Source organism: Apibacter sp. HY039 (assembly GCF_004023655.1).
Taxonomy (GTDB): Bacteria; Bacteroidota; Bacteroidia; order Flavobacteriales; family Weeksellaceae; genus Apibacter; species Apibacter raozihei.
The window spans coordinates 146,123-167,528 of sequence record NZ_SAYM01000004.1; the positions used below are offsets into that span (position 1 = coordinate 146,123).

Sequence of the window (21,406 nt, forward strand, 5' to 3'; positions counted from 1 at the left end):
TTAAAAAATTTAAGAGAAAATGATTTTAGTTCAAAACCTGGGATTACATTTTGCAGGAAGATATTTATTTGAGAGTGTTAATTTTAGAATTAATAAAAATGATCGCATTGGACTCGCAGGAAAAAATGGTGCAGGAAAATCTACATTGTTGAAAATTCTTTCCGGAGAACAACCTTCAACTGAAGGTAACGTGGAAAAGGAAGGAGAAGTACGTATTGGCTTTTTGAAACAAGATCTGGATTTTGAAAAAGGGAGAACTGTTTGGGATGAAGCAAAACAGGCATTTAAAGAACTTAATCTTATCAACGATCGTATAGATACCATTAATCATGAATTGGCTACACGTACTGATTATGAATCAGACGATTATCACAAACTGATTCACGATCTTACTGATCTTACTGATCGGTTTTCACATCTTGGGGGATACAATACCGAGGGTGAGATTGAAAAAATCTTAAAAGGTCTTGGATTCCGGGAATCAGACTTCACCAAACTTACTGATGATTTCTCAGGTGGATGGAGAATGCGTATTGAATTAGCAAAACTGCTGCTTGAGGAGAATGATGTTCTTCTTTTAGATGAGCCTACCAACCATTTGGACATAGAATCTATCATCTGGCTGGAAAGTTTTTTGGTTAATTATAAAGGAGCTGTAGTATTGGTTTCGCACGATAAACAATTTCTTACTAATGTTACGAATCGTACTATTGAAATTTCAAACCGTACCATACAGGATTATAAAGCCAATTACACCAAATATCTTATTTTAAGACAAGAAAGAAAAGAAAAATTACTTCAATCCCAAAAGAATCAAGAGCAGGAAATTAAGCGTACAGAACAATTAATTGAAAAATTCCGTGCTAAAGCGAGTAAGGCTTCGTTTGCACAATCTTTGATTAAAAAATTGGATAAGGTTGAACGTATTGAAATAGAAGACGAAGATGTTACCCGATTCAATATCAGATTTGAACCTAGTGTTACTCCCGGTAAAATAATTTTTAAAGCAGAGGGACTTGGAAAATCATTTGGAGAACATATTGTTTTTCAGGGAGCTGATTTTTTTATAGAACGAGGCGAAAAAATTGCTTTTGTCGGACAGAACGGGCAAGGAAAGACAACATTGGCAAAAATTATGGAAGGTTTACTTCCTTACGATGGTGCTTTAGAAACAGGACATAATGTACAAATAGGATATTTTGCTCAAAATCAGGCTGAAGTCCTGAATGGAAATAAAACCATACTGGAAGAAGCGGAAGATTCTGCTACTGAAGAATCAAGACCAAGAGTAAGAGATTTGTTAGGCTCATTCCTTTTTCAAGGAGATGAGGTACAAAAAAAAGTTTCTGTCTTATCCGGAGGTGAAAGAAACCGCCTGGCTCTTTGTAAGCTACTGCTTCGTCCTTTTAACACGTTAATTATGGATGAGCCTACCAATCACCTCGACTTGCAATCGAAAGCCATTCTTAAGCAGGCCCTCAAAAATTTTAAAGGCACCCTTTTACTGGTATCTCATGACAGGGAATTCCTGGACGGGCTGGTTGATAAAATTTTCGAATTTAGAAATGGTGAAGTTAAGGAATTCTTAGGCGGAATTACTGAATATCTCGATTATCGTAAGAAAGAGAATATGAGAGAGGTGGATATGGAAAAATCTACAATGGCCGTTAAAAAAGTTTCTGTTTCTGAGACATCTAATAAAACTGATAAGGAAACTGAATTTAAGTCTAAAGAACAAAAAGCCTTAGAAAACAAATTAGCTAAGGTTGAATCTGAAATAGAACGTGTGGAGTCTAAGATTCAAAAAGCAGAAAAACATTTTGCAGAAAAAAATCCTGCTGAAAAGGAACTTGAAGAATACACCCATATGAAAGAACAGCTAAGTAGCTTAAATCAGGAATGGGAAAAAATTTTTAATCAAATAAATTAAACTATTAAGCCTGATAAAATCAGGCTTTTTTTACAGGAAAAGGTAATACATTTTTCTCTTTTATACATATCTTAGATTTAATCTGTATTCTTTACCTTTGCTGAAACCAATAATACTCATAAGCTGTGACTATACTTTATTTTACCCTGATTTTATTTTTGGGAGCCATTGCAGCCGGAATGCTAGGCTCATTAACAGGACTTGGCGGCGGAGTTGTAATTATACCTTTACTCACTTTAGGCTTTGATGTTGATATTAAATATGCTGTTGGGACAGCTTTGGTAACGTCAATCGCAACATCCTCAGGAGCAGCTGCAGCCTATATTAAAGAAGGCATAACCAATGTACGTATAGGTATGTTTCTGGAAATTGCAACTACAGCTGGTGCCGTACTTGGAGCTTTAGTCGCCGTTTATTTACCTATTTCATCTATATACATTATTTTAGGAATTACCCTTATTTTTTCTTCAGTTATGACTGTCAGAAAGAAAAATCAAAGTATTGATTATTCCAAACCGGGAAGTAAATTAGGGACAATTTTAAAGCTTAATGGTTCATATCCTACTTCTGAAGGAATACAAAATTATAATGTAAGAAATGTAGCCGGAGGATTTTCTTTAATGACTCTTGCTGGTATTCTTTCCGGAATTTTAGGAATTGGTTCTGGTTCCTTGAAGGTTTTAGCTATGGACACGGCTATGAAAATTCCATTTAAAGTTTCAACTACAACTTCCAATTTTATGGTGGGTGTAACAGCTGCTGCCAGTGCTGTAATATATTTTCAAAGAGGACAGATTAATCCGGAATTAGCTATGCCTATCGTATTAGGAGTTCTGATTGGTGCTTTTTTTGGTTCAAAAATATTAATGCGGATTGATGTATCATTACTGCGAAAAATTTTTAGTATTGTAATTGCAATTTTAGCTTTACAAATGATATATAGAGGTATAGAACCTAGCCTGGTAGAATGGTTTCCACATATCAATTTTCCAAAAATTTAATACATCTGGTAAAATGGCAAATTTATTTACTAAATCGTTTTGGGTAGAACGTGATGTTGAACTTCTTATTGGCAAATTATTACGCTATGGTGTAATAATTTCTTCCTGTATAACCATTTTGGGTGGTTTAATTTACATATATCAACACCCTCATGAAAAACCGAATTTTGAAGTATTTACCGGAACCTCTGAATATTTGAGGGAAATACCTACTATTATCCCCAGAGTCTTTGAATGGGATGGATTAGCTATCATTCAATTGGGGGTTGCTGTCCTTATCGCAACTCCTATTGTCAGAATAGCTTTTTCAATTTTTGCTTTTGCTGTTGAAAAAGATCGTATGTACGTTATTATTACCTGTATAGTTCTGGCAATCATCCTTTCCAATTTATTTTTTGGTATCGAAGGATAATCTTAAAAGACTTACTTTTCTTTAACCAGACTTATTCAATTAATGTATCAAAAAATAAAACATATAGTTTCCGAAAGTACTTTTTTTATTTTCAGCTTTTATTTTAGCAGGGGTTTGAGAATAGCTTTTGTAATGCTTATGCCTATGATTATTGGTATTTTGTTTAACCGTTTGGACATTGGCGTACTGGCTTCTTCTGGTGCTTTGGTAGCAGGAATAGGAGATAATCCGGGAACTATTAAAATAAAACTATATACACAGTCTATAGGAGCTGTATTTTATTTTTTGGTCGTTCTAATCAGTCAGTTGTTATTGCCTTATACCTCTCATGTCGTGTCTTTTGGTTTATGGGTAACCTTTAGTGGTTTCTTTTTTTCACTTTTATTTATCTATGGTTCCCGAGCAGTAAGCATTAGTACTTCTGCGTTATTATGTATTGTATATGCCTGTAGTTTTCAATCACATGATATATTTACGAATACTTTAGCCATGATGTCCGGTGTTGTGTTTTACGGAATTGTTTCACTGGGACTTTGGCGTATTCAACCCTATCGCGTTATAGAGCAAAAGCTTAGTGAGAATATTAAACAGTTAGGAGAATATACCGACCTTCTCTATCATTATTTTCTGATAAAAAGTAATTCACCGGGAAAGAAGCAAAAACTAAACGATATTCTTATTAAAATTTTTGAAAAACAGGAAAAAATTCATGCTACCCATGAAGATATACGTGAAAATCTCTTTCGACTGCGTATCAACGCAAAAAGCTTTTCCGCTAAAGGAAGGAGAATGACGCTTATTTTCAGTGCTTTGATAGATTTATATGAGCAGCTCATTTCTTTAAATATCCAAGATGATAAGCTTATTTACTCGCTGGAAAAAAGCGGATTAAAGCAGGATTTTACTACCGGTTTATTAAATATGAGGCTGATTCTTGATGGTATTAACTGGTCTATAAATTTACATAAAAAAGTTACTATTACTATAGATACTTCTTTGCTTACTAAGTTTAAAGAACATATTTTAAATATTGAAAACGGTAGTGTTGCCTGTAGGGATGTTAATGTTCATGCGTTAAAACATGTAAGATTTATTTTCAGATCCTTTTACAAACAAACCCAAATTATTAAATCCATTATCAACGGAAACTTCAATAATGAAAAAACAACTTATGAGGATTTACAATTAGAAAAATTTACACAAGAATACAATTATAATTTTACCACATTAAAAGCTAATTTAAACTTACGTTCCAACATATTCAGGCATGCCCTACGTGTAAGCATGGCAATACTTTTATCATATTTTATATGTATTGCCTTGGAAATCAAATATTTTTCATGGGTTTACCTGACCATTATTCTTATCCTTAAACCTGTATACGGAAATACAAAGAACTATGCTATTCAACGTTTACAAGGAACGGCTGCCGGGGCAGTTATTACTTTGCTTTTGCTTTTACTGACTCAAAACGTATATGTTATTACTTTTCTGACGGTTATCTGTATTGTAGGTGCTTATAGTTTTATTCCCATCAACTACAAGGTAGGAGTTGCTTTTGTAACTATTTTTGTCATCCTTTTAATTTTCTTGGAACATCAGGGGAGCGATAATTGGATTAATATATATCACAGACTGGGAGGAACTGCCATTGCCGTAATTATAGCTTTTATTCTCAGTTTTCTCTTTTTACCTACCTGGGAGTATAAAATTCTCCCCACTCTCATCAGTAAATTATTAAATTATAATTTAAATTATTTTAAAAAACTGACTTTTAATTTACAACATGAAGATAAATTATCTGATACTGAGGTTAAATTGGCCCGAAAGGATGTTTTGTTAGGAACTTCAAATTTATCCAGTTCTTTTCAACGAATTATATCTGAACCTTCTTTATCTAAAGATTATAAATCTGATATTTATAATATTCAGACACTTATAAACTTACTTTCTACGAGAATTTCTGCATTAAGAACTTATACTTTTACATCGCAAAAAAATACAATTACAGAAACAGATAATCGTTTGATACAATTAATCGAGCAAACATTAACCAATTGTATTAGCTTGATACAAAACAGGAATCCTGGAGAAGAAAGCAACTGGCAGGAAGAGGAATTTAATTTGAATTTAAATAATCAAAGTTTAAATACTTATCAGCTTAAAGAAATTTATATACTTTCCCAGCAAATATATAACTACGTAAAAAAATTAAAAGAATTTCATGAATGGAAAAATTCTCAATTCGAATTTTCTTTGTGATATTTCTTTTCTATTAAAATCTTATTTTATAAATATAAGTTAATCTTATAAAAAATAGCAAAAAAAAACATACTATGTTTTTATTAAAAAAAACGAGTATGTTTTTACAATTTATTGATTCTTCTTCTTAAAAATTTATAAAATGCTGAATATTTCACAATTGAAGGCTTACACAAAAATCAAACCAATATTTTAGCTTATTGCATTGTAATAATTTAATATTTACTTTTGTTTCATATTAAGATTAAAACATTAGTATAATCATCAATTATATATTTTAAATATTGATAGTCGCGAATATCAACATAAAAATTAATTGATGATTATGTCGGAAAATCCGAAACAGCGACATTTAAAAATCTGAAAGTAGGAATTTTTAAACTTATTAAATTATGAAAAAACTATTATTTTCGGCAGCGATTATAGTTGCCGGCCTTGCCACTTCAACACAGGCAAAAGCAGACACGTTACCATTAGCCATTGAAAACAATTACACAACCGTAACAACTACTTCCAAAATGTCACTGGAAGATGAAGCTGTTTACAGATGCGTTTACTGGTATTCATATTGGTTGAATGGAAAACTATATCATAGATATAGATGCTATGTAGCTTAAATGTCATAAATATTATTATTTTCAGTTTATTATACTTAGTTATTTTATCCTGATTTTAATTATAAATCAATCAAACATAGTGTATAATTCATAGTATAAACAATGTACATCGCTAGTGTATAAATTTTATACTATGAATTATCTTATTTACTATTGAAATTTATCACAATTAAAGATCCGAAAAATGAAAAGATACTTACTTAATACTATTATAATTATAATAACAGTTTTCACTCCGTTACACTTATACAGCCAAACATATAAAATAGTTTATAAAACTATTTTTAATTTAGACAAAATTAAAAGTGAAAGCCCAGAGGGAGAAGCAGTTCAAAATTTAAATTTATTTTTTTCGGAACCGTTTACTTATAATTTATATTATAAAAATGGAATTTCATTATTTTTAAAAGACAAGTCTATACAAAATAAAGACAACACTAAAATCATTGAAATTGGTGCAAATGATCAAACCTATAAAAATATGCAAGAAAATTTATATGTATATCAATCTGATTTTTTTGGAAAACTTTTTCTTGTAACAGACAAACTTAATAATACAAAGTGGAAATTTACAGGAGATGAAAAAAAGATTGATTCTTATACATGCAAAAAAGCCACGACTTTATCTGAAAGTCAAGGACCTATAACTGCATGGTATACTACGGATTTAGCTATTCCGGATGGTCCGGAAAACTATTGCGGCCTGCCGGGATTAATTGTTGAACTTGAACAGGAATACCAAACTTATAGACTTGTTTCAATTGATTTCAACTCCGATTATGAAATTGTAAAACCTACGAAAGGAAAAGCTATATCTCAAAATGATTATAATATTTTATTAAAAGAAAAAATTCAAGAAATACAGGACGGAACTATTGAAGAAACATTTTAAAAACAACTACTTTGAAAATTTTGTCTTTTAAATTTATATGTATATTTTCAGCCTCCCTTATTGCTAATTTTACGATTGCTCAAAATCTCTATTTTATCGAAGGGAAAATATATAATTCTGACGATACGGCTATACCTTATGCATCAGTTCAACTAACTGATTCAGCAAGCAACCTAACCATCGGATATAGTATTTCCGATCATGAAGGTTACTACAAAATTGAACATATTCCTTCCGGAAATTACCATATTGAGATAAATCATATTGAATACAATAAAAGTATAGAGAGTCTGTTTTTATCTAAAAGCAAAACTCAAAATTTCAATTTATATAAAAAAGAAAAAGAATTAGAAGAAATTACTATTATAAATAAAGTTATAAAAAGTAAGGGAGATACTATTTCTTATAATTTAAATTCTTTTACCAACGGGCATGAAGAAAAATTAAAAGATATTCTTAATAAATTACCGGGAATTGAAGTAAACGATGGAAATATAAAGGTAAACGGAAAAATTATTGACAAATTATTAATTAACGGAAACGACTTTTTTGGAAACAATCATAAACTAGCTACGGACAATTTAAATGCTCAGATGATTAAGTCCGTTGATGTATTAAAGAATTATCAAAATTCTCTACTAGCTAAAAACTTGGAAGGAGGCCAACAAACAGCCCTAAACGTAGATATAAAAAAAGAATATCAAAACAAAATTACCGGAGATATATCCTTATTTTCATCGTATAAAGAAATGTATAACTCTCAACTCAATTTATTTAAATTTGGATCTAAATCATCTATAAGTTTTATAGGAAATGCTGGAAATACCGGAAAAAACGGATTTACTATCGATGATTATCTGAAATTAAACACGGATGTCCGAAATGAACTTATGAATAACGAAATTTCTTCTATGAAAGAAATGAGTGATTTCCTACCTAACTTTTTACTGACCGATAATAATATTATAAAAAGAAATAATCAATTGGGAAGTTTAAATATCTCTTTTATACCCAATGAGAAGTTAAAAATATCGGCTTATTCTATACTAAACAATGTAAGCCAAAGAGAAAAAATATTTTCAGAAAAATTATTTTTAGATAACAATTCAGAGATATCTGATAAAAACAACACAAAAGGAAATTTATTATTTAATCAGACGTATTTAAAAATTAACTATGATATTAATAACCACATATCAATATCCTATTCCGGAGCTTTGGAACCTGCTTACAATAAAGGAACTGGAATTACTGAATCAAATAATAAAATTAATATTCTCTCTTACGATGAAAATTTATCTACTAAAAATTTAAAATTTTCTCAACAATTTAGTTTTTTATATAAATTTTCAGAAAAAAATTTAGTCACCTTTAATCTTTATCAGGAACTAAAAGATGATAGAAATAAATATACAATTTCCTCATCTGAACCTCTATTTCACTATAATAACCTTAGCCTACAACAAAGAAGTTATCGAAAAAATGACGAAAAAGGTATCATTTCTAAGTTTACTCATAAATTTAATATATTTACTTTGAAAGGAAATTTGGGATATATATGGAAAAGAAATATATTTAAAAATACAATTGTTCAGGAGCTTACTAATGAACACATACCTATATCAACTAATTATTTGTTCTTAAAAACCGGAATCAGTAATTCTACTCATTTTTTACAATACCTACTTGACTTTGAAATAAGAGACTATAAATTATCCTTTAATCCTGAAAAATCTAAATCTACTTTTTTTTTACCAAAAGCTAAGTTAAAACTTGAGTTTACTCCAACTCACACTCTTTCCATTTATTACACAAAAGATATTACATATCTCTCTGCTGATAAATTTAATCAACAAAATTATTTAAACGACTATTATAGCTTGTTTACAAAAAGTTTAATTGAAAGTAACAAAGAGCTTTTGAATTCAACCACAGGCATTGAGTATTTATTCTTAAATCTTTATAATGGTACAAATTTAATTATTAATACTAATTTTAATCAGACTTCAAACACTCCTGTAACAAATAACAATTCACTAAATAATTATACAGTTATTAATTACATAAACTCAAAAAATAAAAAATCATGGAATGTAAATCTGATATTTGAAGCTAAACTAAAATTTATTAAATCCAGAATCAGCTTTAACAATGATTATAGCCTTTCGTTTGAAGATACTTTCACAAATCAGGAAAAAGACCCCATGAAATCTTCATTTATTTTTAATGAAATAGCCTTAAAATCTTACAGTAAGAAAGCATTTTTAAATTATGAATCCGGTATTAAATTATCAAACAATATTTCTAGTTATAAAAACCAAAAAAACTCACTAAAAAGATCTCAAATTACTCCTTTTTTCAATTTATACTTTAAATTTTCAGAAAACTTAAAAGGATCATGGACTAATAATTATACTGTTTACCGAAGTGGTCAGATAAAGAAAGATATTTATAATTTGGGCTTTAAAATCATATACAAAAATAAACTGTCTTCCTGGAAATACTGGATCGAAGGAAATGATATTTTAAATATAGCTGGTTCAGAAACAATTGAAACCTCTACCACTAATAATATTTTACAAAGAAATATTTATCATAAGCTGCCAGGTTATGCCGGAGTCGGAATGAGTTATAATTTGTAGCTGAAACTATTTAAACCACTCAACACCATACATTATGATTATATAACGAGCCAATTTACCTAAAAACATAGAGAATGTTACTATATAAATATTAGCTCTCATATACCCTAAAGCAACCGGAATTATATCGCCAACAACCGGAAGAAATGAAAAAAAAGCCATGGATGCTCCTTTACCTTCTAACCAATTATGCATTTTATCAATTTTATCTTTCTTTATTTTCAGGTATTTTTCAATCCATTCAATCTTACCCAGCTTACCCAAAAAATAATTAGTCATTCCTCCTAAGCTATTTCCAAGGGTTGCTATAATAACACAAAGCCAAGGTTCACCTCCTATTGCTAAAATTCCCCCTAACACTACCTCAGAACTAAATGGTAAAATTGTAGCTGCTAGAAAAGAAGCTAAAAATAACCCATAATACCCATATTCTATCAATCCATCTAACATAACTGAATGAATCTATTTAAGTTCCGGATGGATAATCGGAGTATCTTTAATTTGTTCATAAATCAGATGATATGTTTGATCTTTTAACTCTTCTTTTGATTTATTTAAAGGATACAAAATATCTAACCTTTCCACCTTCACTTTTCCGGGATAACCTAGAGTAAATACAAACGGAAACATATTATTAAGATTATGAATAGCATAAACAACTATGGGCGCATTACAGTAAAGAGAAGATATAAATGCTCCATCTTTAAAATTTGCGAGAATAGTATCCCTGTCAGGCACACCTCCCTCGGGGAAAAGAACCACATTTTTATTTTCCATAGTAATAGTTTTCTTAACAGCCGGAAACACATCCGCTCTGCTTTTTTTATCTGATCGATCTACCGAAATTGAAATCTTCTTAAAAATTCTTCCAAAAACAGGGTACCTCTCCAGTTCCTTTTTACCTACAAATACAATAGGATGATTGGGATGAAGAATAAACATTAATGCTACATCCATAACAGATGTATGATTTGACACTAAAATATAATTTTTTTTAGGATCCAGTTTTTGGCTGTACTTAAGAGTATAAGTAAAACCCATTCCATAAAACAAAACATATGACCACAATCTCATAAAAAAATAGGTCAGTTTATCATTTTTCTGGTACGTTAACAAATAAATGGTTGTACCGATAAAAAGGGTACATAAGGCTGCCAGAATATAAAACCATATTTTCCAAATAATGACTAAAATTTTTCTTATAAATTCCATAAAGTAGTTAAATATGAACTTCTAAAAGTGTTAATGGTTGGTTTATTAAAGATTTTATCGTTACTTCATCAAGCGAAGCTGGAAGTAAAACAGTTTGACCTTTGTTTATTTCTATTTGACCGGATTCACTTTCTAAAACCCCTTTTCCTTCTAAAATAATTATTATTTTAAATGTATTTGTTAATTTCTCAATTTTCAACAATTCATGAATAATCTTTTTGGAAGTTGTAAAGTATGGCGATTGAACCAACAGCTCATTATCAGAAGTTTTATTATAATGTATAAAAGGATCCTTAATATATGAAAAATCAGAAACATCTGCAGCTTGTTGCAGATGCAGTTCTCTTTTCTTACCGTCTTTATCTACTCTATTATAATCATAGATACGATAAGTAATATCTGAGGTTTGCTGAATTTCTGCAACCATAATTCCTTTACCTAAAGCATGAACCCGGCCTGCAGGAATATATACAACATCACCTTTTTGAGGGTGAATTTTCCGTAAAACAGATTCAATTTCCCCTTCTTTTTCCTTTTGTAAGAAAATTTCTTTATTCACATCTGGTTCGAAACCCACGATAATTTCTGACTCAGGATCAGATTCTAATACATACCACATTTCGGTTTTACCAAAAGAGTTATGATACTTTTTTGCATATGCGTCATCTGGATGAACCTGTACGGATAAAGGCGCATCAGCATCTAAAAACTTTATCAGAAGAGGGAAGTCCAAACCAAATTTTTTATAAACTTCAGTACCTAAAAGCTTTTCTTTATATTCAGTTATTAAATCATTTAAATTACGTCCTTTATGAGCACCATTTGCTATCTTACTTACAAAGCCCGGAACAGTAGATATCTCCCAGCTCTCTCCAATATTTTCTTCAGTAATCTTTTTCCCAAAAGCAGTTAATTTATTCCCTCCCCATATTCTATAGTGGTAAGAAGGCTGAAATAATAATGGATATAATGACATATATTGTAAAATTTAATTAATACAAAATTAATACATTTAAATAAATTGAATTTACGAAAGGCAATTCTGCTTACTGAATTAAAAAGGATAAATCATCATCAGAATTAAATTCTTTGGGTTCCTCTCCATATTTAAATATACGAACCGTACGGTTTCCCTGCAATTTGATTTTGCCTTTATGATAAGACAGCAATGTATTTTCTCTTAATCCGGCTACATATATATTTCTGTTCAGTTCTATAAATTCTTCTATTCTTTCCTCTCTTGTTTCCCCTCTATGCCCATCAGGGTTAGCATCCATATAATGAGGGTTTATTTGGAAAGGTATTAATCCTAATGTTTCAAAACTTGAGGGTTCAACAACGGGCATATCATTAGTAGTCCTTAAAGTCGGACATGCAATATTAGAACCTGCACTCCATCCAATATATGGAATCCCCGAATTTACATGTTCTTTAATCTCATTCATTAAATCATATTCGTGCAAAGTTTTAACCAACTGCCAGGTATTCCCTCCACCTACCACTATAGCTTTAGATTTTCTAACGGCCTCTTTAGGATTACTAAAATGATGAATGCTCTTCACCTGACGTTCAATTCCACTCCAAGCCAGATTAACTCGTTCCTCATATTGAACATAAGAAAGCCGAACCGCTGCATAAGGTATAAATAATATATCCGTATCAACCTTATCTAAAAATTCATGTATATAATTGGTTGAAAAATCAGCATGTGTGGAATTACTTAATAATAATAACTTCATTAGACTATTTTATTGTAAAATTAACTTTTATTAACAAAACACGGTGTTTCATAAAATTATTTATCCATTCATCTTATACGCAAACAAAGAATTAAAATATTCATAACGTATAAATTTTAATTTTAATATTTTTGAATAAAATTTATAGAAGATGGAAATTAAAACTCTTGCAGAGCGTTTATTAGGCAGACAAATACTAACTAATGAGGGAACTAAAAATTCTGAAATTGAAAAAGTGGAATTAAAATATGACCTTAAATTACCCAAATCTTTAAAAGATCTATATTTATTTGCCGGTAAAAACACCCTACTTCTTGAAGCTTTTAATCGCTTTGCATTACCTGCACAACTGGAAATAAGCGACAATAAAATGGTTTTTCTGGAAGAAAATCAGAATATATGTTACTGGGGGTTTGAAATTGACAAAAATACGAATAACCCTAAAGTATACCAGCTAATTAATGAGAATGAATGGTATGAAGAACAGGTACTATTAAACGAATTTTTAACAATCATGCTTTATTATCAATGCGCTCAGGGCGGGTATGAGTATTGTGCAACTTCAGGTATAACTTTTGAAGATTTAGATATTTTTGTTCACACTGAATGGGAGGATGTTGTTCGTTACAATGGCTTACAAATTTATTGGAAAGCAGATTGCCTTTTATGGTATGTTTACGATAAGGAAAATAAAATCGTTGACGATCTATATTTTTCCGCTAGAACACAAGAGGCTTATAAATCGCATGTACAAAAATATGAGTTAGAAGAATTGTAACATAAAGTATAAGTATGTTATCTAATCCTAATTTCAGAAAATTGGATGCCTCGGATCAATGGTATTTGGGACATGAATTTGAGGATATTTACTTAGTAAATCTAATAACTTTGAAAAGTATTGAATTGGGAAGCATGTACGGCGACCCAACATGCGGAATTATTGATAAAAATGACCAATGGTGCATAGCTGGTGGAGAATATATTGTAATTTGGTATAATCAGAAAATATCTTTTATCACTGATGAAATTTTAAAAGATACCCACGCGATACGACAAATCGGCTCATTGAAAGTTGAAATATTAACTGATCCCTGGTCTGAGAATTGTGCTATCTGGGAATTAGATATAAAATCGGATACAATTAGAAAACTAAAAGATTTCAACTACTATAACGATAAAGAATATACAGAGAATGTGATATGGTAAAGTTTTGACATAAAAGAATTTGACTATATATATTGATCACACGAAAAATCTGTTTAACAAAATTACACTTTGTGTTTAATAAAAAATCCATAAAAGTGTAGGTCTTTTCTGCGCCTTTAATTTAGAGTCTAAATACCTCATCATAGGATCACTTGTTACAGGACAACCCAAACTCCAGCCCATCGGTAAATGCTTAGGAGCTATTTCATTGTCAGGAACGGGAGTATAGGAATGTAACACAATGACTCTTTTATACGCATTGGAGTTGGTAGGCTCCAAACCATGCATTTTATAATGTATGTTAATACCCCATTGGCTATAAGAACGAACTCCTAACTTATACTTTCCCAAAGAACTACAATAACTTCCATCTTTATTACTGAAAACAGGGGTTTCTTCAGTGCTTTTTAAGTCTCCAGTTCCCATTCCATGAGCACATAAAGCATTTCTGATAATTGTATCTTTTTTAAAATCCCAAACAAACATTCGGTTCTTTCCTGATGGTATTTTCATATCTATCAAAATACAAAAATCCTGATTGAAATTATTTTTTTTACAAAATGTATAGGATTCTTTTGATTTCTTTTTAATATCATCATAATTATCCTTATTTTGTGAATAAACATCTTTTAGTATTGTTTTTGCCCCTATATCTTTACATTTATAAAAATTGGAGAAAATATACCCGAAAATACATACAATAATAAATAATCTTAGAATTTTAACGAATCTATACATATAATTAATACAGTTATAGAATATTTAACTGTAATTTATATAATTTTATTGCACAATAACTATATGTATTGAACTTATTAATTGACATAAGTTCCGTGTTCACTAAAATAATAGTCATAACTTGTAACTATACATAGAGTTTACTATTTATTTATTAAATAATGAATTTTAAATTAGTAAATTTACTGAAAGAAGATTTTTTTTATGTCAGTAAAAACCTTGCAACAGCCAAGTTACCAATGGATTGATTTATTAAATCCGGAAAAAGAAGAGTTACAAACCATTGCAAATCAGTGTAATCTTAATTACTATAACCTTGCTGACAGTCTGGAGCCTAATCACCTGCCTAAATTTGAGACGGAAAACGATATTAATTTTTTTATTGTCCGGATGGTTCATAAAAATGCTAAAAAAGAATCTAATATTGAAAATCTTTCAAACAAAATAGCTATTTTTTATAATGATAAAATTATTGTATCCATCCATCGTGTCAAAATGGACTTTCTTTCCGCTATTGAAGAAAAATACATAAATTCTGGGAAAGCTGCTACAACCACCAGTGTAATTATAAAAATTCTATATTCAGTCTTACAAACATATAACGATTCTATTATTGCAACAATAAATAAGCTCGATTTTTTCGAAAACCGCTTATTTACGAAACATCCCTCCTCTTTAGTTCTTCAAAATATTTATTCATTAAAACGTAAAACCAATCTTTGCACAAAAATGCTCATTCTTACAGAAGAGGTTATAAAATCAGTTAAACCCTCAAAACAAGAAAAGGCATCTTATCAGGATTTAAAAGATTTATATGTTAAATTAACTACCCTGCATGAACAGGTGATTGAAGATTTAAACAATTTGCTGAATCTTTATATTTCTCTTTCCTCACAGAAAACCAATGAAATTATGAAGACACTCACCATTTTTTCCATTTTTTTTATGCCACTTACGTTTATTGCCGGTATTTATGGAATGAATTTTAAATACATGCCTGAGCTTGGCCAAAAATGGGGTTACCCCATAATTATGCTTTCTATGTTGCTAATTACCCTTCTGATATATTTCTGGTTGAAAAAAAAGAAATGGTTATAGTTTATAATTAACACGCATCAATAAATTGCTATGAAAAAAATTATTTTATTTGTAATCCTAACTTTACTAATTGTTTTTTCTATTTGTTTATATGCCTTAGGCTTTAAAATACCACAAAAAGACATACATAAAGATTGGCCTCATTTTCCTGAAACAACATTTTCTGAATTTAAAACTACAAAATACGATTCCATGCATATCATTTTTGCTTTTAAAATTCCGAATCACCCTTATATGTTTATTTACTATAATACAGAAAATATTGATCCAGCACAAATTCGTGAACATCCTGAATTACTTAATAATAAAAACAAAATAGGCGTTTTTGATATTAATTTAAACCCTGTTTACTTCAAAAAATTTTCAAATACTTTGAATAAAAGTTATCTCTTTATAAAACAAGACCGTATTTATGAGCTAATTATAGATGAAAAAGATAGTTTAAAAAGCGAACTTTATTATTCTTCTATCTCACCAAATTTATCTTACCATAAAAAAGCATTTTTATTTGTAAAAGATACAAATGAAGCATTTCTAAATAATCACGGAAAAGATTTAATTCCTGAAGAATCTATTGGCAGTCGTTATGAGGACAAATTTTATTACTTTTTATTAATAGATAAATATACAGATGAAGTTTATGCATATAAACAATTAAAAAATCAAGAAGACATTACCCGTAAATATTCTTCTTTACAATATAGTGATGATTCTATGGATGAAGAATATCCGAAAATTCAACTTATTGATTCTATTTTTTCGAAAAACCATCTGACAACCAAACCTCCTCTTAGTTTCACTCCAATGATTAAGTCATATTACACGTACTACTATAGCTTAACTATTAACAATAAAGTTACTTATTTTAAAATTAAAGCATTAGATTCCGATTTTATAAACCGAAACTTCACCCCCATTTTAGTTTCACAAAAAAAATATTTTTTTTTAGAAAATAATCTTGCCTATCCCGGAGAGAGAATTCTCTTCAGTATATCGACTGATTAAAATTTCTATTTTTATTCGGTTGATTATCGCTATTTTTGTAAACAAATATTGTTAAGATATGTACAGAACAAATACTTGTGGTGAACTGACCGAATCAAATGTGAATGAAACCGTAACCCTTAGCGGATGGGTACAAGGTGTGCGGGATATGGGTTTTGTGATTTGGGTGGATTTAAGAGATCGCTACGGAATTACCCAATTGGTTTTTGACGAACAAAGGTCTTCCCCGGAGTTAATGGAACAAGCTCGCAAACTAGGTCGTGAATTTGTTATACAAACAACCGGAAAAGTGATTGAACGGACAAGCAAAAATCCTAATATTCCCACCGGAAATATTGAATTATTGGTTGAAAACTTATCCATTTTAAATTCTTCTTTAACTCCGCCTTTTACTATTGAAGATGAAACTGATGGAGGCGAGGAATTACGAATGAAATACAGATATCTCGATATACGAAGAAATCCGGTAAAAGATAAATTAATTTTCAGAAGTAAAGTAGCACAGTTAGTTAGAAATTATCTTTCTAATGAAGGTTTTATTGAAGTAGAAACTCCGGTTCTCATTAAATCAACTCCTGAAGGAGCCCGTGATTTCGTAGTTCCGTCAAGAATGAATCCGGGGCAGTTTTATGCTCTCCCACAATCACCACAAACCTTTAAACAGCTCCTTATGGTAGGTGGTCTGGATAAGTATTTTCAGATTGTAAAATGTTTCAGGGATGAAGACCTTAGAGCAGACCGTCAACCCGAGTTTACTCAAATTGATTGTGAAATGTCTTTTGTTGAGCAGGAGGACGTTATTCAAACATTTGAAGGTTTAACCAAGCATTTACTAAAAAAGCTTAAAAATGTTGAATTTGAACAATTCCCTCGTATGAGCTATGAGGAAGCAATGAGAAAATACGGTAATGATAAACCCGATATTCGCTTTGGAATGCAATTTATCGAATTAAATGATGAATTGAAAAACAACGGATTTAAAATATTTGATGAAGCTGAATTGGTTGTCGGTATTAATGCCGAAGGATGTGCCAGCTATACCCGTAAGCAGATAGACGCTTTAACTGATTGGGTAAAACGTCCGCAAATAGGTGCCAGTGTAATGGTATATGTGAGATATAATGAAGACGGAACTATTAAATCTTCTGTTGACAAATTTTATTCCGAGGAACAATTACGTAAAGTTATCGAAAAAGCAAAATCTCAACCTGGCGACTTAATCCTAATTCTTTCTGGAAATGCAGATAAGGTTCGACCTCAGCTTAGTGCGCTACGTATGGAAGTTGCTGAAAAACAAGGATTAAGAAATCCGGAAGTTTTTGCACCTTTATGGGTGGTCGACTTTCCGCTGTTAGAATGGGATGAAGAAGAAAAACGATTTGCAGCCATGCACCACCCGTTTACATCTCCCAAGCCGGAAGATATTCCTTTACTTGAAAAAGAGCCCGGAAAAGTGCGTGCAAATGCTTATGATCTGGTTCTAAACGGAAACGAAATTGGAGGAGGTTCAGTACGTATATTTGATAAAGAACTACAATCAAAAATGTTTTCTTTATTAGGATTTAGTCCGGAAGATGCTGAAGCACAGTTTGGTTTTTTAATGAATGCATTTAAATTTGGAGCTCCCCCTCATGCAGGTCTGGCTTTTGGCTTTGATCGCCTGGTTGCTCTACTTGGAGGGCAGGAAGTCATTCGTGATTATATAGCATTTCCTAAAAACAATTCAGGAAGAGATGTTATGATTGATGCTCCATCCCCTATTCATCAACAACAGCTTGATGAGCTTGAAATAGCATTATCTCCGAAAAAATGATAAATAAACTTTTTAAATAAAAAATAAAGCCTTTGTTAAATAACAAAGGCTTTTCTTTACAAACTAATAAAATAAAACCAATTTATGTGAATACACAGAAATGAAAAAATTACTTTTTATCACTATAAAAATGAATCGTAAGTAATTTTCATTTTTTTATTACTGCAAATATAGTTTATTTATTTAGAATGATTATAAATAATTTACTGATTTTAATCATATCTTAATTTTTTACAGAAAAAATACAGAGAAACCCACACTTATTAGAATCTTAAGATGCAACTTACAACATTAATCTTCAGGAATTCCCGGATTTCTGCGATCAATATAAGAAGGTTGTTGATTTGTATTTTCAATTCTTCGGCCTTGTGGATCATAGCTTTTATAAACATTGTCCGGATCTGTAGGATCTAATGTGTTTATATCTTTCCTTTGATTTACATTGTGTGGTAGTGAAGTATTTTCTTTTTCCTTTTTTGTGAAAAAATCTAGTAATTCAGCTGCTTTTTTTCCTTCCTCTCTATTTTCAAAAGCCGTGGCAACTCTTTGCAGACCGTCCATAAAAGCCTGTTTATTTCCCATTCTTCCATCACAAAAAACGGAAAGAAGAGAAAACTTAGCAATAATCTCATCTGTCGGATAGTTTTTCAATGCCTGCTCAGACATCTCTTTCACTTCTGAATATTTTCCCTGCTCATATTTTTTATATGCCTCTTCGTAATACCTTGTTGCTGTACCAGATTTTGATTTAAAAATATCTATATCTGGATTTAAAATACTTTCTGCATATTTAGATCCTGGATATTTAGATAACACCAAATCGGCGTACTTACGAGAAATTTCAGGATTTATTTCTTTATTGTAACGATAGAGGTTATACATGGCAGAAAGTGCTACAGACTCATCCATTGGAGGAGTAGATAGTAAATGTTCTAAAGAAGTATTGGCTGATTTTAAATCTCTTAACTTATCATAATATAAGATACCTAAAGCTAGTTCAGTGGTATCCCGTTCCATTTTCAACTTTTCAAGATCCACACGGCTGGAAGGTATTTTTTCAGTATAGAATTCTACTTCAAATCTCCTAGGATTTTTAACTTCTTTTTGTCCTAACAAATCATTTTTAACTTCATCCAGACTGGATATTTTTTTACTCATCCTCCAATTATCTACAAGTGAACGACTTCCCCATAATTTTCTGAATTCAGATTGTCCGGATTGTTTAAGATTGCTATTATAAAAATACCATTTTCCACCTGTCGTAGGAGTTCCTGAAACTAATCCCATTGAACCATCTGCTAAAGTTTCGGTAGCAAAAACAACATTATTGTCTCTTTGCATCTGCTTTTCCATCTCTATTCTAGCTTTTTCCTCCTGATCTTTCAGCTTTGAGATATATTTTCCGTAATACTCATTTCTCTGTTCGGGAGTCATATTTGCAACCGAAAGTATACTATCATTTTTTTTAACCAGATAATATTTTGATGTTAAATCTTTCAAGGCCTTGTTTTTAACTTCAAGTCTGGCTTTCATAGAAGGATCTACAAATCTGGAAACTGCACTATCATAATAAGCTCCTGCATATACATAATCGGGTTTTGAAAAATAAACATCTCCTACTGCCTGGTATGTTAATGCCCGTACCTGAGGATCACTCTCTCTCTCCTTCAATGATTGTAAAAAACATTCCATTGCCTGTTTTTCTCTGCTTTGTTTAGCGGCAACCAGTCCCATAGCATAATACAATTCATTTTTTCTTGATTGATACAGTCCCTGTCTGGTCAGCTTTTTCAGAAAGGACATTCTTTCCTTATAGGCTAGGCTGTCACCTGTAAACAACCTGGACAAAGCTATTTGTGATTTGATTTCAAGTTCTGGAGAAGGCTTTTTATCATAAGCCATCTGATAGTACTCTGCTGCTGATTTTTCTTTTTTCAGCTTTTCCGAAAGCTGACCCTGAATAAAACTATAACGTCCCCTTTCATATTTTCCTTTATGATATTTTTTTGCAACCTCCAATGCAGCAATCCCTTCTTTAAATCTATCTTCATCCATTAAAAATTGAGAATATGCTTTCGTCAGTAATTTAATATCTTTCTTTTTCAAATCTTCTTTCAGTAATTTATCAAACTGTTCATTAGCTTCAAAAGAATTACCCGCAAGTGCGTGGGATAGAGCTATATACACCTTACCTTCATTAACTTTATTATTTTTAACCATTGCAGCATTCATATAGTTTAAATAATTTAAAGCTTCAAAAGGATCTTTTTTATAATAACTGGCTTTTCCTAATAGAAGATAGGCTTCAGCAAGCATAGAGTTATATTCTTTGCCTTTGACCTGCATAGAATGATTTTCAATAGCTTTTTTTCCTTTTTCAATTACCCTATCCAAACCCTGAGCCTGAGATTGCACTGTATTCTGATTATTTCCGTTTAATAATCCGTAAGGATTAAATTCTTTTTTGGATGGATTGCTGTAAGTAGTAGAAAGACTCAAATCTTCCGAACTTTCCGTAAATGGATCTATCGGATCAACTTTTAACAAAACAGAAAAATTATCTTTATATCCTTCTCTTTTTGATTTCTGATCTTCTTCAAGAGCTACATTTCCATTAAATATAGTATTATACCAGGAAGTAATTCTGTGATAAGTGCGGTTAGTAATTCCTGTTTTTTTAGTAGAACATGAAACTATAAAACTCAATAAAAGTAAGATATAAAGTATTTTTTTCATTTATTTTATTAACTTATAGCAAAGCTACTAAAAAAACGAAAATATCTTATATTTGTTGTCTTAAAAAGCACAATTAAGCTACTAACTAAAAGATTATCTGAAT

The 21,406-nt window shown here is 30.8% G+C and carries 18 protein-coding genes; 12 read left to right on the top strand and 6 right to left on the bottom strand.

What is annotated here, in order from left to right; translation table 11 throughout:
• The first annotated feature begins 19 nt into the window (after nucleotides 1-19).
• From EQ921_RS10000 to EQ921_RS10030, 7 genes are all read left to right on the top strand, one after another.
• Complete coding sequence (locus EQ921_RS10000) at nucleotides 20-1,930, top strand: ATP-binding cassette domain-containing protein (protein WP_128331548.1); 1,911 nt, start codon at nucleotides 20-22, stop codon at nucleotides 1,928-1,930.
• Nucleotides 1,931-2,055: 125 nt separating this feature from the next.
• Nucleotides 2,056-2,931, top strand: a complete 876-nt coding sequence (locus EQ921_RS10005) for a sulfite exporter TauE/SafE family protein (protein WP_128331549.1) — start codon at nucleotides 2,056-2,058, stop codon at nucleotides 2,929-2,931.
• Nucleotides 2,932-2,944: 13 nt separating this feature from the next.
• On the top strand, nucleotides 2,945-3,343 hold the full coding sequence (locus EQ921_RS10010; RefSeq protein WP_128149372.1) for a DUF1634 domain-containing protein: 399 nt from the start codon (nucleotides 2,945-2,947) through the stop codon (nucleotides 3,341-3,343).
• 114 nt (nucleotides 3,344-3,457) lie between these two features.
• Nucleotides 3,458-5,605: an FUSC family membrane protein gene (locus EQ921_RS10015; protein WP_164875622.1), complete on the top strand. Its 2,148-nt coding sequence runs from the start codon at nucleotides 3,458-3,460 to the stop codon at nucleotides 5,603-5,605.
• A 392-nt stretch (nucleotides 5,606-5,997) separates the two neighbouring features.
• Entirely contained in the window at nucleotides 5,998-6,222 is a 225-nt protein-coding gene (locus EQ921_RS10020) for a hypothetical protein (RefSeq protein ID WP_128149376.1), read from the top strand.
• 184 nt (nucleotides 6,223-6,406) lie between these two features.
• Nucleotides 6,407-7,114 carry a GLPGLI family protein gene (locus tag EQ921_RS10025; RefSeq protein WP_128331551.1) on the top strand — a complete coding sequence of 236 codons (708 nt, stop codon included), beginning with the start codon at nucleotides 6,407-6,409 and terminating at the stop codon, nucleotides 7,112-7,114.
• Nucleotides 7,115-7,134: 20 nt separating this feature from the next.
• Nucleotides 7,135-9,756, top strand: a complete 2,622-nt coding sequence (locus EQ921_RS10030) for a carboxypeptidase-like regulatory domain-containing protein (protein ID WP_164875623.1) — start codon at nucleotides 7,135-7,137, stop codon at nucleotides 9,754-9,756.
• A gap of 6 nt (nucleotides 9,757-9,762) precedes the next feature.
• Here EQ921_RS10030 and EQ921_RS10035 read toward each other — a convergent pair whose 3' ends face one another.
• From EQ921_RS10035 to pepE, 4 genes are all read right to left on the bottom strand, one after another.
• On the bottom strand, nucleotides 9,763-10,206 hold the full coding sequence (locus tag EQ921_RS10035) for a YqaA family protein (RefSeq protein ID WP_128331553.1): 444 nt from the start codon (nucleotides 10,204-10,206) through the stop codon (nucleotides 9,763-9,765).
• Between the two features lie 12 nt (nucleotides 10,207-10,218).
• On the bottom strand, nucleotides 10,219-10,968 hold the full coding sequence (locus EQ921_RS10040; RefSeq protein WP_255424475.1) for a 1-acyl-sn-glycerol-3-phosphate acyltransferase: 750 nt from the start codon (nucleotides 10,966-10,968) through the stop codon (nucleotides 10,219-10,221).
• Between the two features lie 7 nt (nucleotides 10,969-10,975).
• The gene (locus tag EQ921_RS10045; RefSeq protein WP_128331554.1) at nucleotides 10,976-11,944 is read right to left on the bottom strand and encodes a type I phosphomannose isomerase catalytic subunit; all 969 of its coding nucleotides are present in this window, start codon (nucleotides 11,942-11,944) and stop codon (nucleotides 10,976-10,978) included.
• A gap of 70 nt (nucleotides 11,945-12,014) precedes the next feature.
• On the bottom strand, nucleotides 12,015-12,707 hold the full coding sequence (gene pepE, locus EQ921_RS10050; RefSeq protein ID WP_128331555.1) for a dipeptidase PepE: 693 nt from the start codon (nucleotides 12,705-12,707) through the stop codon (nucleotides 12,015-12,017).
• Between the two features lie 151 nt (nucleotides 12,708-12,858).
• Here pepE and EQ921_RS10055 point away from each other — a divergent pair, with 151 nt between their 5' ends.
• Both EQ921_RS10055 and EQ921_RS10060 read left to right on the top strand, forming a co-directional pair.
• The gene (locus EQ921_RS10055; protein ID WP_128149389.1) at nucleotides 12,859-13,485 is read left to right on the top strand and encodes a hypothetical protein; all 627 of its coding nucleotides are present in this window, start codon (nucleotides 12,859-12,861) and stop codon (nucleotides 13,483-13,485) included.
• 14 nt (nucleotides 13,486-13,499) lie between these two features.
• Nucleotides 13,500-13,913, top strand: a complete 414-nt coding sequence (locus EQ921_RS10060) for a hypothetical protein (protein ID WP_128331556.1) — start codon at nucleotides 13,500-13,502, stop codon at nucleotides 13,911-13,913.
• 75 nt (nucleotides 13,914-13,988) lie between these two features.
• Here the strand turns inward: EQ921_RS10060 and EQ921_RS10065 are convergent, their stop codons facing one another.
• Nucleotides 13,989-14,651 (bottom strand): murein L,D-transpeptidase catalytic domain-containing protein, encoded by a 663-nt coding sequence (locus EQ921_RS10065; RefSeq protein ID WP_128331557.1) that lies wholly within the window; start codon nucleotides 14,649-14,651, stop codon nucleotides 13,989-13,991.
• Nucleotides 14,652-14,855: 204 nt separating this feature from the next.
• Here EQ921_RS10065 and EQ921_RS10070 point away from each other — a divergent pair, with 204 nt between their 5' ends.
• From EQ921_RS10070 to aspS, 3 genes are read left to right on the top strand one after another with little or no spacing between them, the layout of a single operon-like run.
• Nucleotides 14,856-15,749 carry a CorA family divalent cation transporter gene (locus EQ921_RS10070; protein ID WP_128331558.1) on the top strand — a complete coding sequence of 298 codons (894 nt, stop codon included), beginning with the start codon at nucleotides 14,856-14,858 and terminating at the stop codon, nucleotides 15,747-15,749.
• Between the two features lie 30 nt (nucleotides 15,750-15,779).
• The gene (locus EQ921_RS10075) at nucleotides 15,780-16,754 is read left to right on the top strand and encodes a hypothetical protein (protein WP_128331559.1); all 975 of its coding nucleotides are present in this window, start codon (nucleotides 15,780-15,782) and stop codon (nucleotides 16,752-16,754) included.
• Nucleotides 16,755-16,812: 58 nt separating this feature from the next.
• Nucleotides 16,813-18,567 carry an aspartate--tRNA ligase gene (gene aspS, locus EQ921_RS10080; RefSeq protein ID WP_128331560.1) on the top strand — a complete coding sequence of 585 codons (1,755 nt, stop codon included), beginning with the start codon at nucleotides 16,813-16,815 and terminating at the stop codon, nucleotides 18,565-18,567.
• A 291-nt stretch (nucleotides 18,568-18,858) separates the two neighbouring features.
• Here the strand turns inward: aspS and EQ921_RS10085 are convergent, their stop codons facing one another.
• Nucleotides 18,859-21,303, bottom strand: a complete 2,445-nt coding sequence (locus tag EQ921_RS10085; RefSeq protein ID WP_128331561.1) for a M48 family metallopeptidase — start codon at nucleotides 21,301-21,303, stop codon at nucleotides 18,859-18,861.
• Between the last annotated feature and the right edge of the window lie 103 nt (nucleotides 21,304-21,406).

What these genes read in the sequence shown, in the direction of transcription:
- EQ921_RS10000 (WP_128331548.1), top strand. Translation starts at nt 20, where the DNA reads ATGATTTTAGTTCAAAACCTGGGATTACATTTTGCAGGAAGATATTTA.
- EQ921_RS10010 (WP_128149372.1), top strand. Translation starts at nt 2,945, where the DNA reads ATGGCAAATTTATTTACTAAATCGTTTTGGGTAGAACGTGATGTTGAA.
- EQ921_RS10020 (WP_128149376.1), top strand. Translation starts at nt 5,998, where the DNA reads ATGAAAAAACTATTATTTTCGGCAGCGATTATAGTTGCCGGCCTTGCC.
- EQ921_RS10025 (WP_128331551.1), top strand. Translation starts at nt 6,407, where the DNA reads ATGAAAAGATACTTACTTAATACTATTATAATTATAATAACAGTTTTC.
- EQ921_RS10035 (WP_128331553.1), bottom strand. Translation starts at nt 10,206, where the DNA reads ATGTTAGATGGATTGATAGAATATGGGTATTATGGGTTATTTTTAGCT.
- EQ921_RS10040 (WP_255424475.1), bottom strand. Translation starts at nt 10,968, where the DNA reads ATGGAATTTATAAGAAAAATTTTAGTCATTATTTGGAAAATATGGTTT.
- EQ921_RS10045 (WP_128331554.1), bottom strand. Translation starts at nt 11,944, where the DNA reads ATGTCATTATATCCATTATTATTTCAGCCTTCTTACCACTATAGAATA.
- pepE (WP_128331555.1), bottom strand. Translation starts at nt 12,707, where the DNA reads ATGAAGTTATTATTATTAAGTAATTCCACACATGCTGATTTTTCAACC.
- EQ921_RS10055 (WP_128149389.1), top strand. Translation starts at nt 12,859, where the DNA reads ATGGAAATTAAAACTCTTGCAGAGCGTTTATTAGGCAGACAAATACTA.
- EQ921_RS10060 (WP_128331556.1), top strand. Translation starts at nt 13,500, where the DNA reads ATGTTATCTAATCCTAATTTCAGAAAATTGGATGCCTCGGATCAATGG.
- EQ921_RS10065 (WP_128331557.1), bottom strand. Translation starts at nt 14,651, where the DNA reads ATGTATAGATTCGTTAAAATTCTAAGATTATTTATTATTGTATGTATT.
- EQ921_RS10070 (WP_128331558.1), top strand. Translation starts at nt 14,856, where the DNA reads ATGTCAGTAAAAACCTTGCAACAGCCAAGTTACCAATGGATTGATTTA.
- EQ921_RS10075 (WP_128331559.1), top strand. Translation starts at nt 15,780, where the DNA reads ATGAAAAAAATTATTTTATTTGTAATCCTAACTTTACTAATTGTTTTT.
- aspS (WP_128331560.1), top strand. Translation starts at nt 16,813, where the DNA reads ATGTACAGAACAAATACTTGTGGTGAACTGACCGAATCAAATGTGAAT.
- EQ921_RS10085 (WP_128331561.1), bottom strand. Translation starts at nt 21,303, where the DNA reads ATGAAAAAAATACTTTATATCTTACTTTTATTGAGTTTTATAGTTTCA.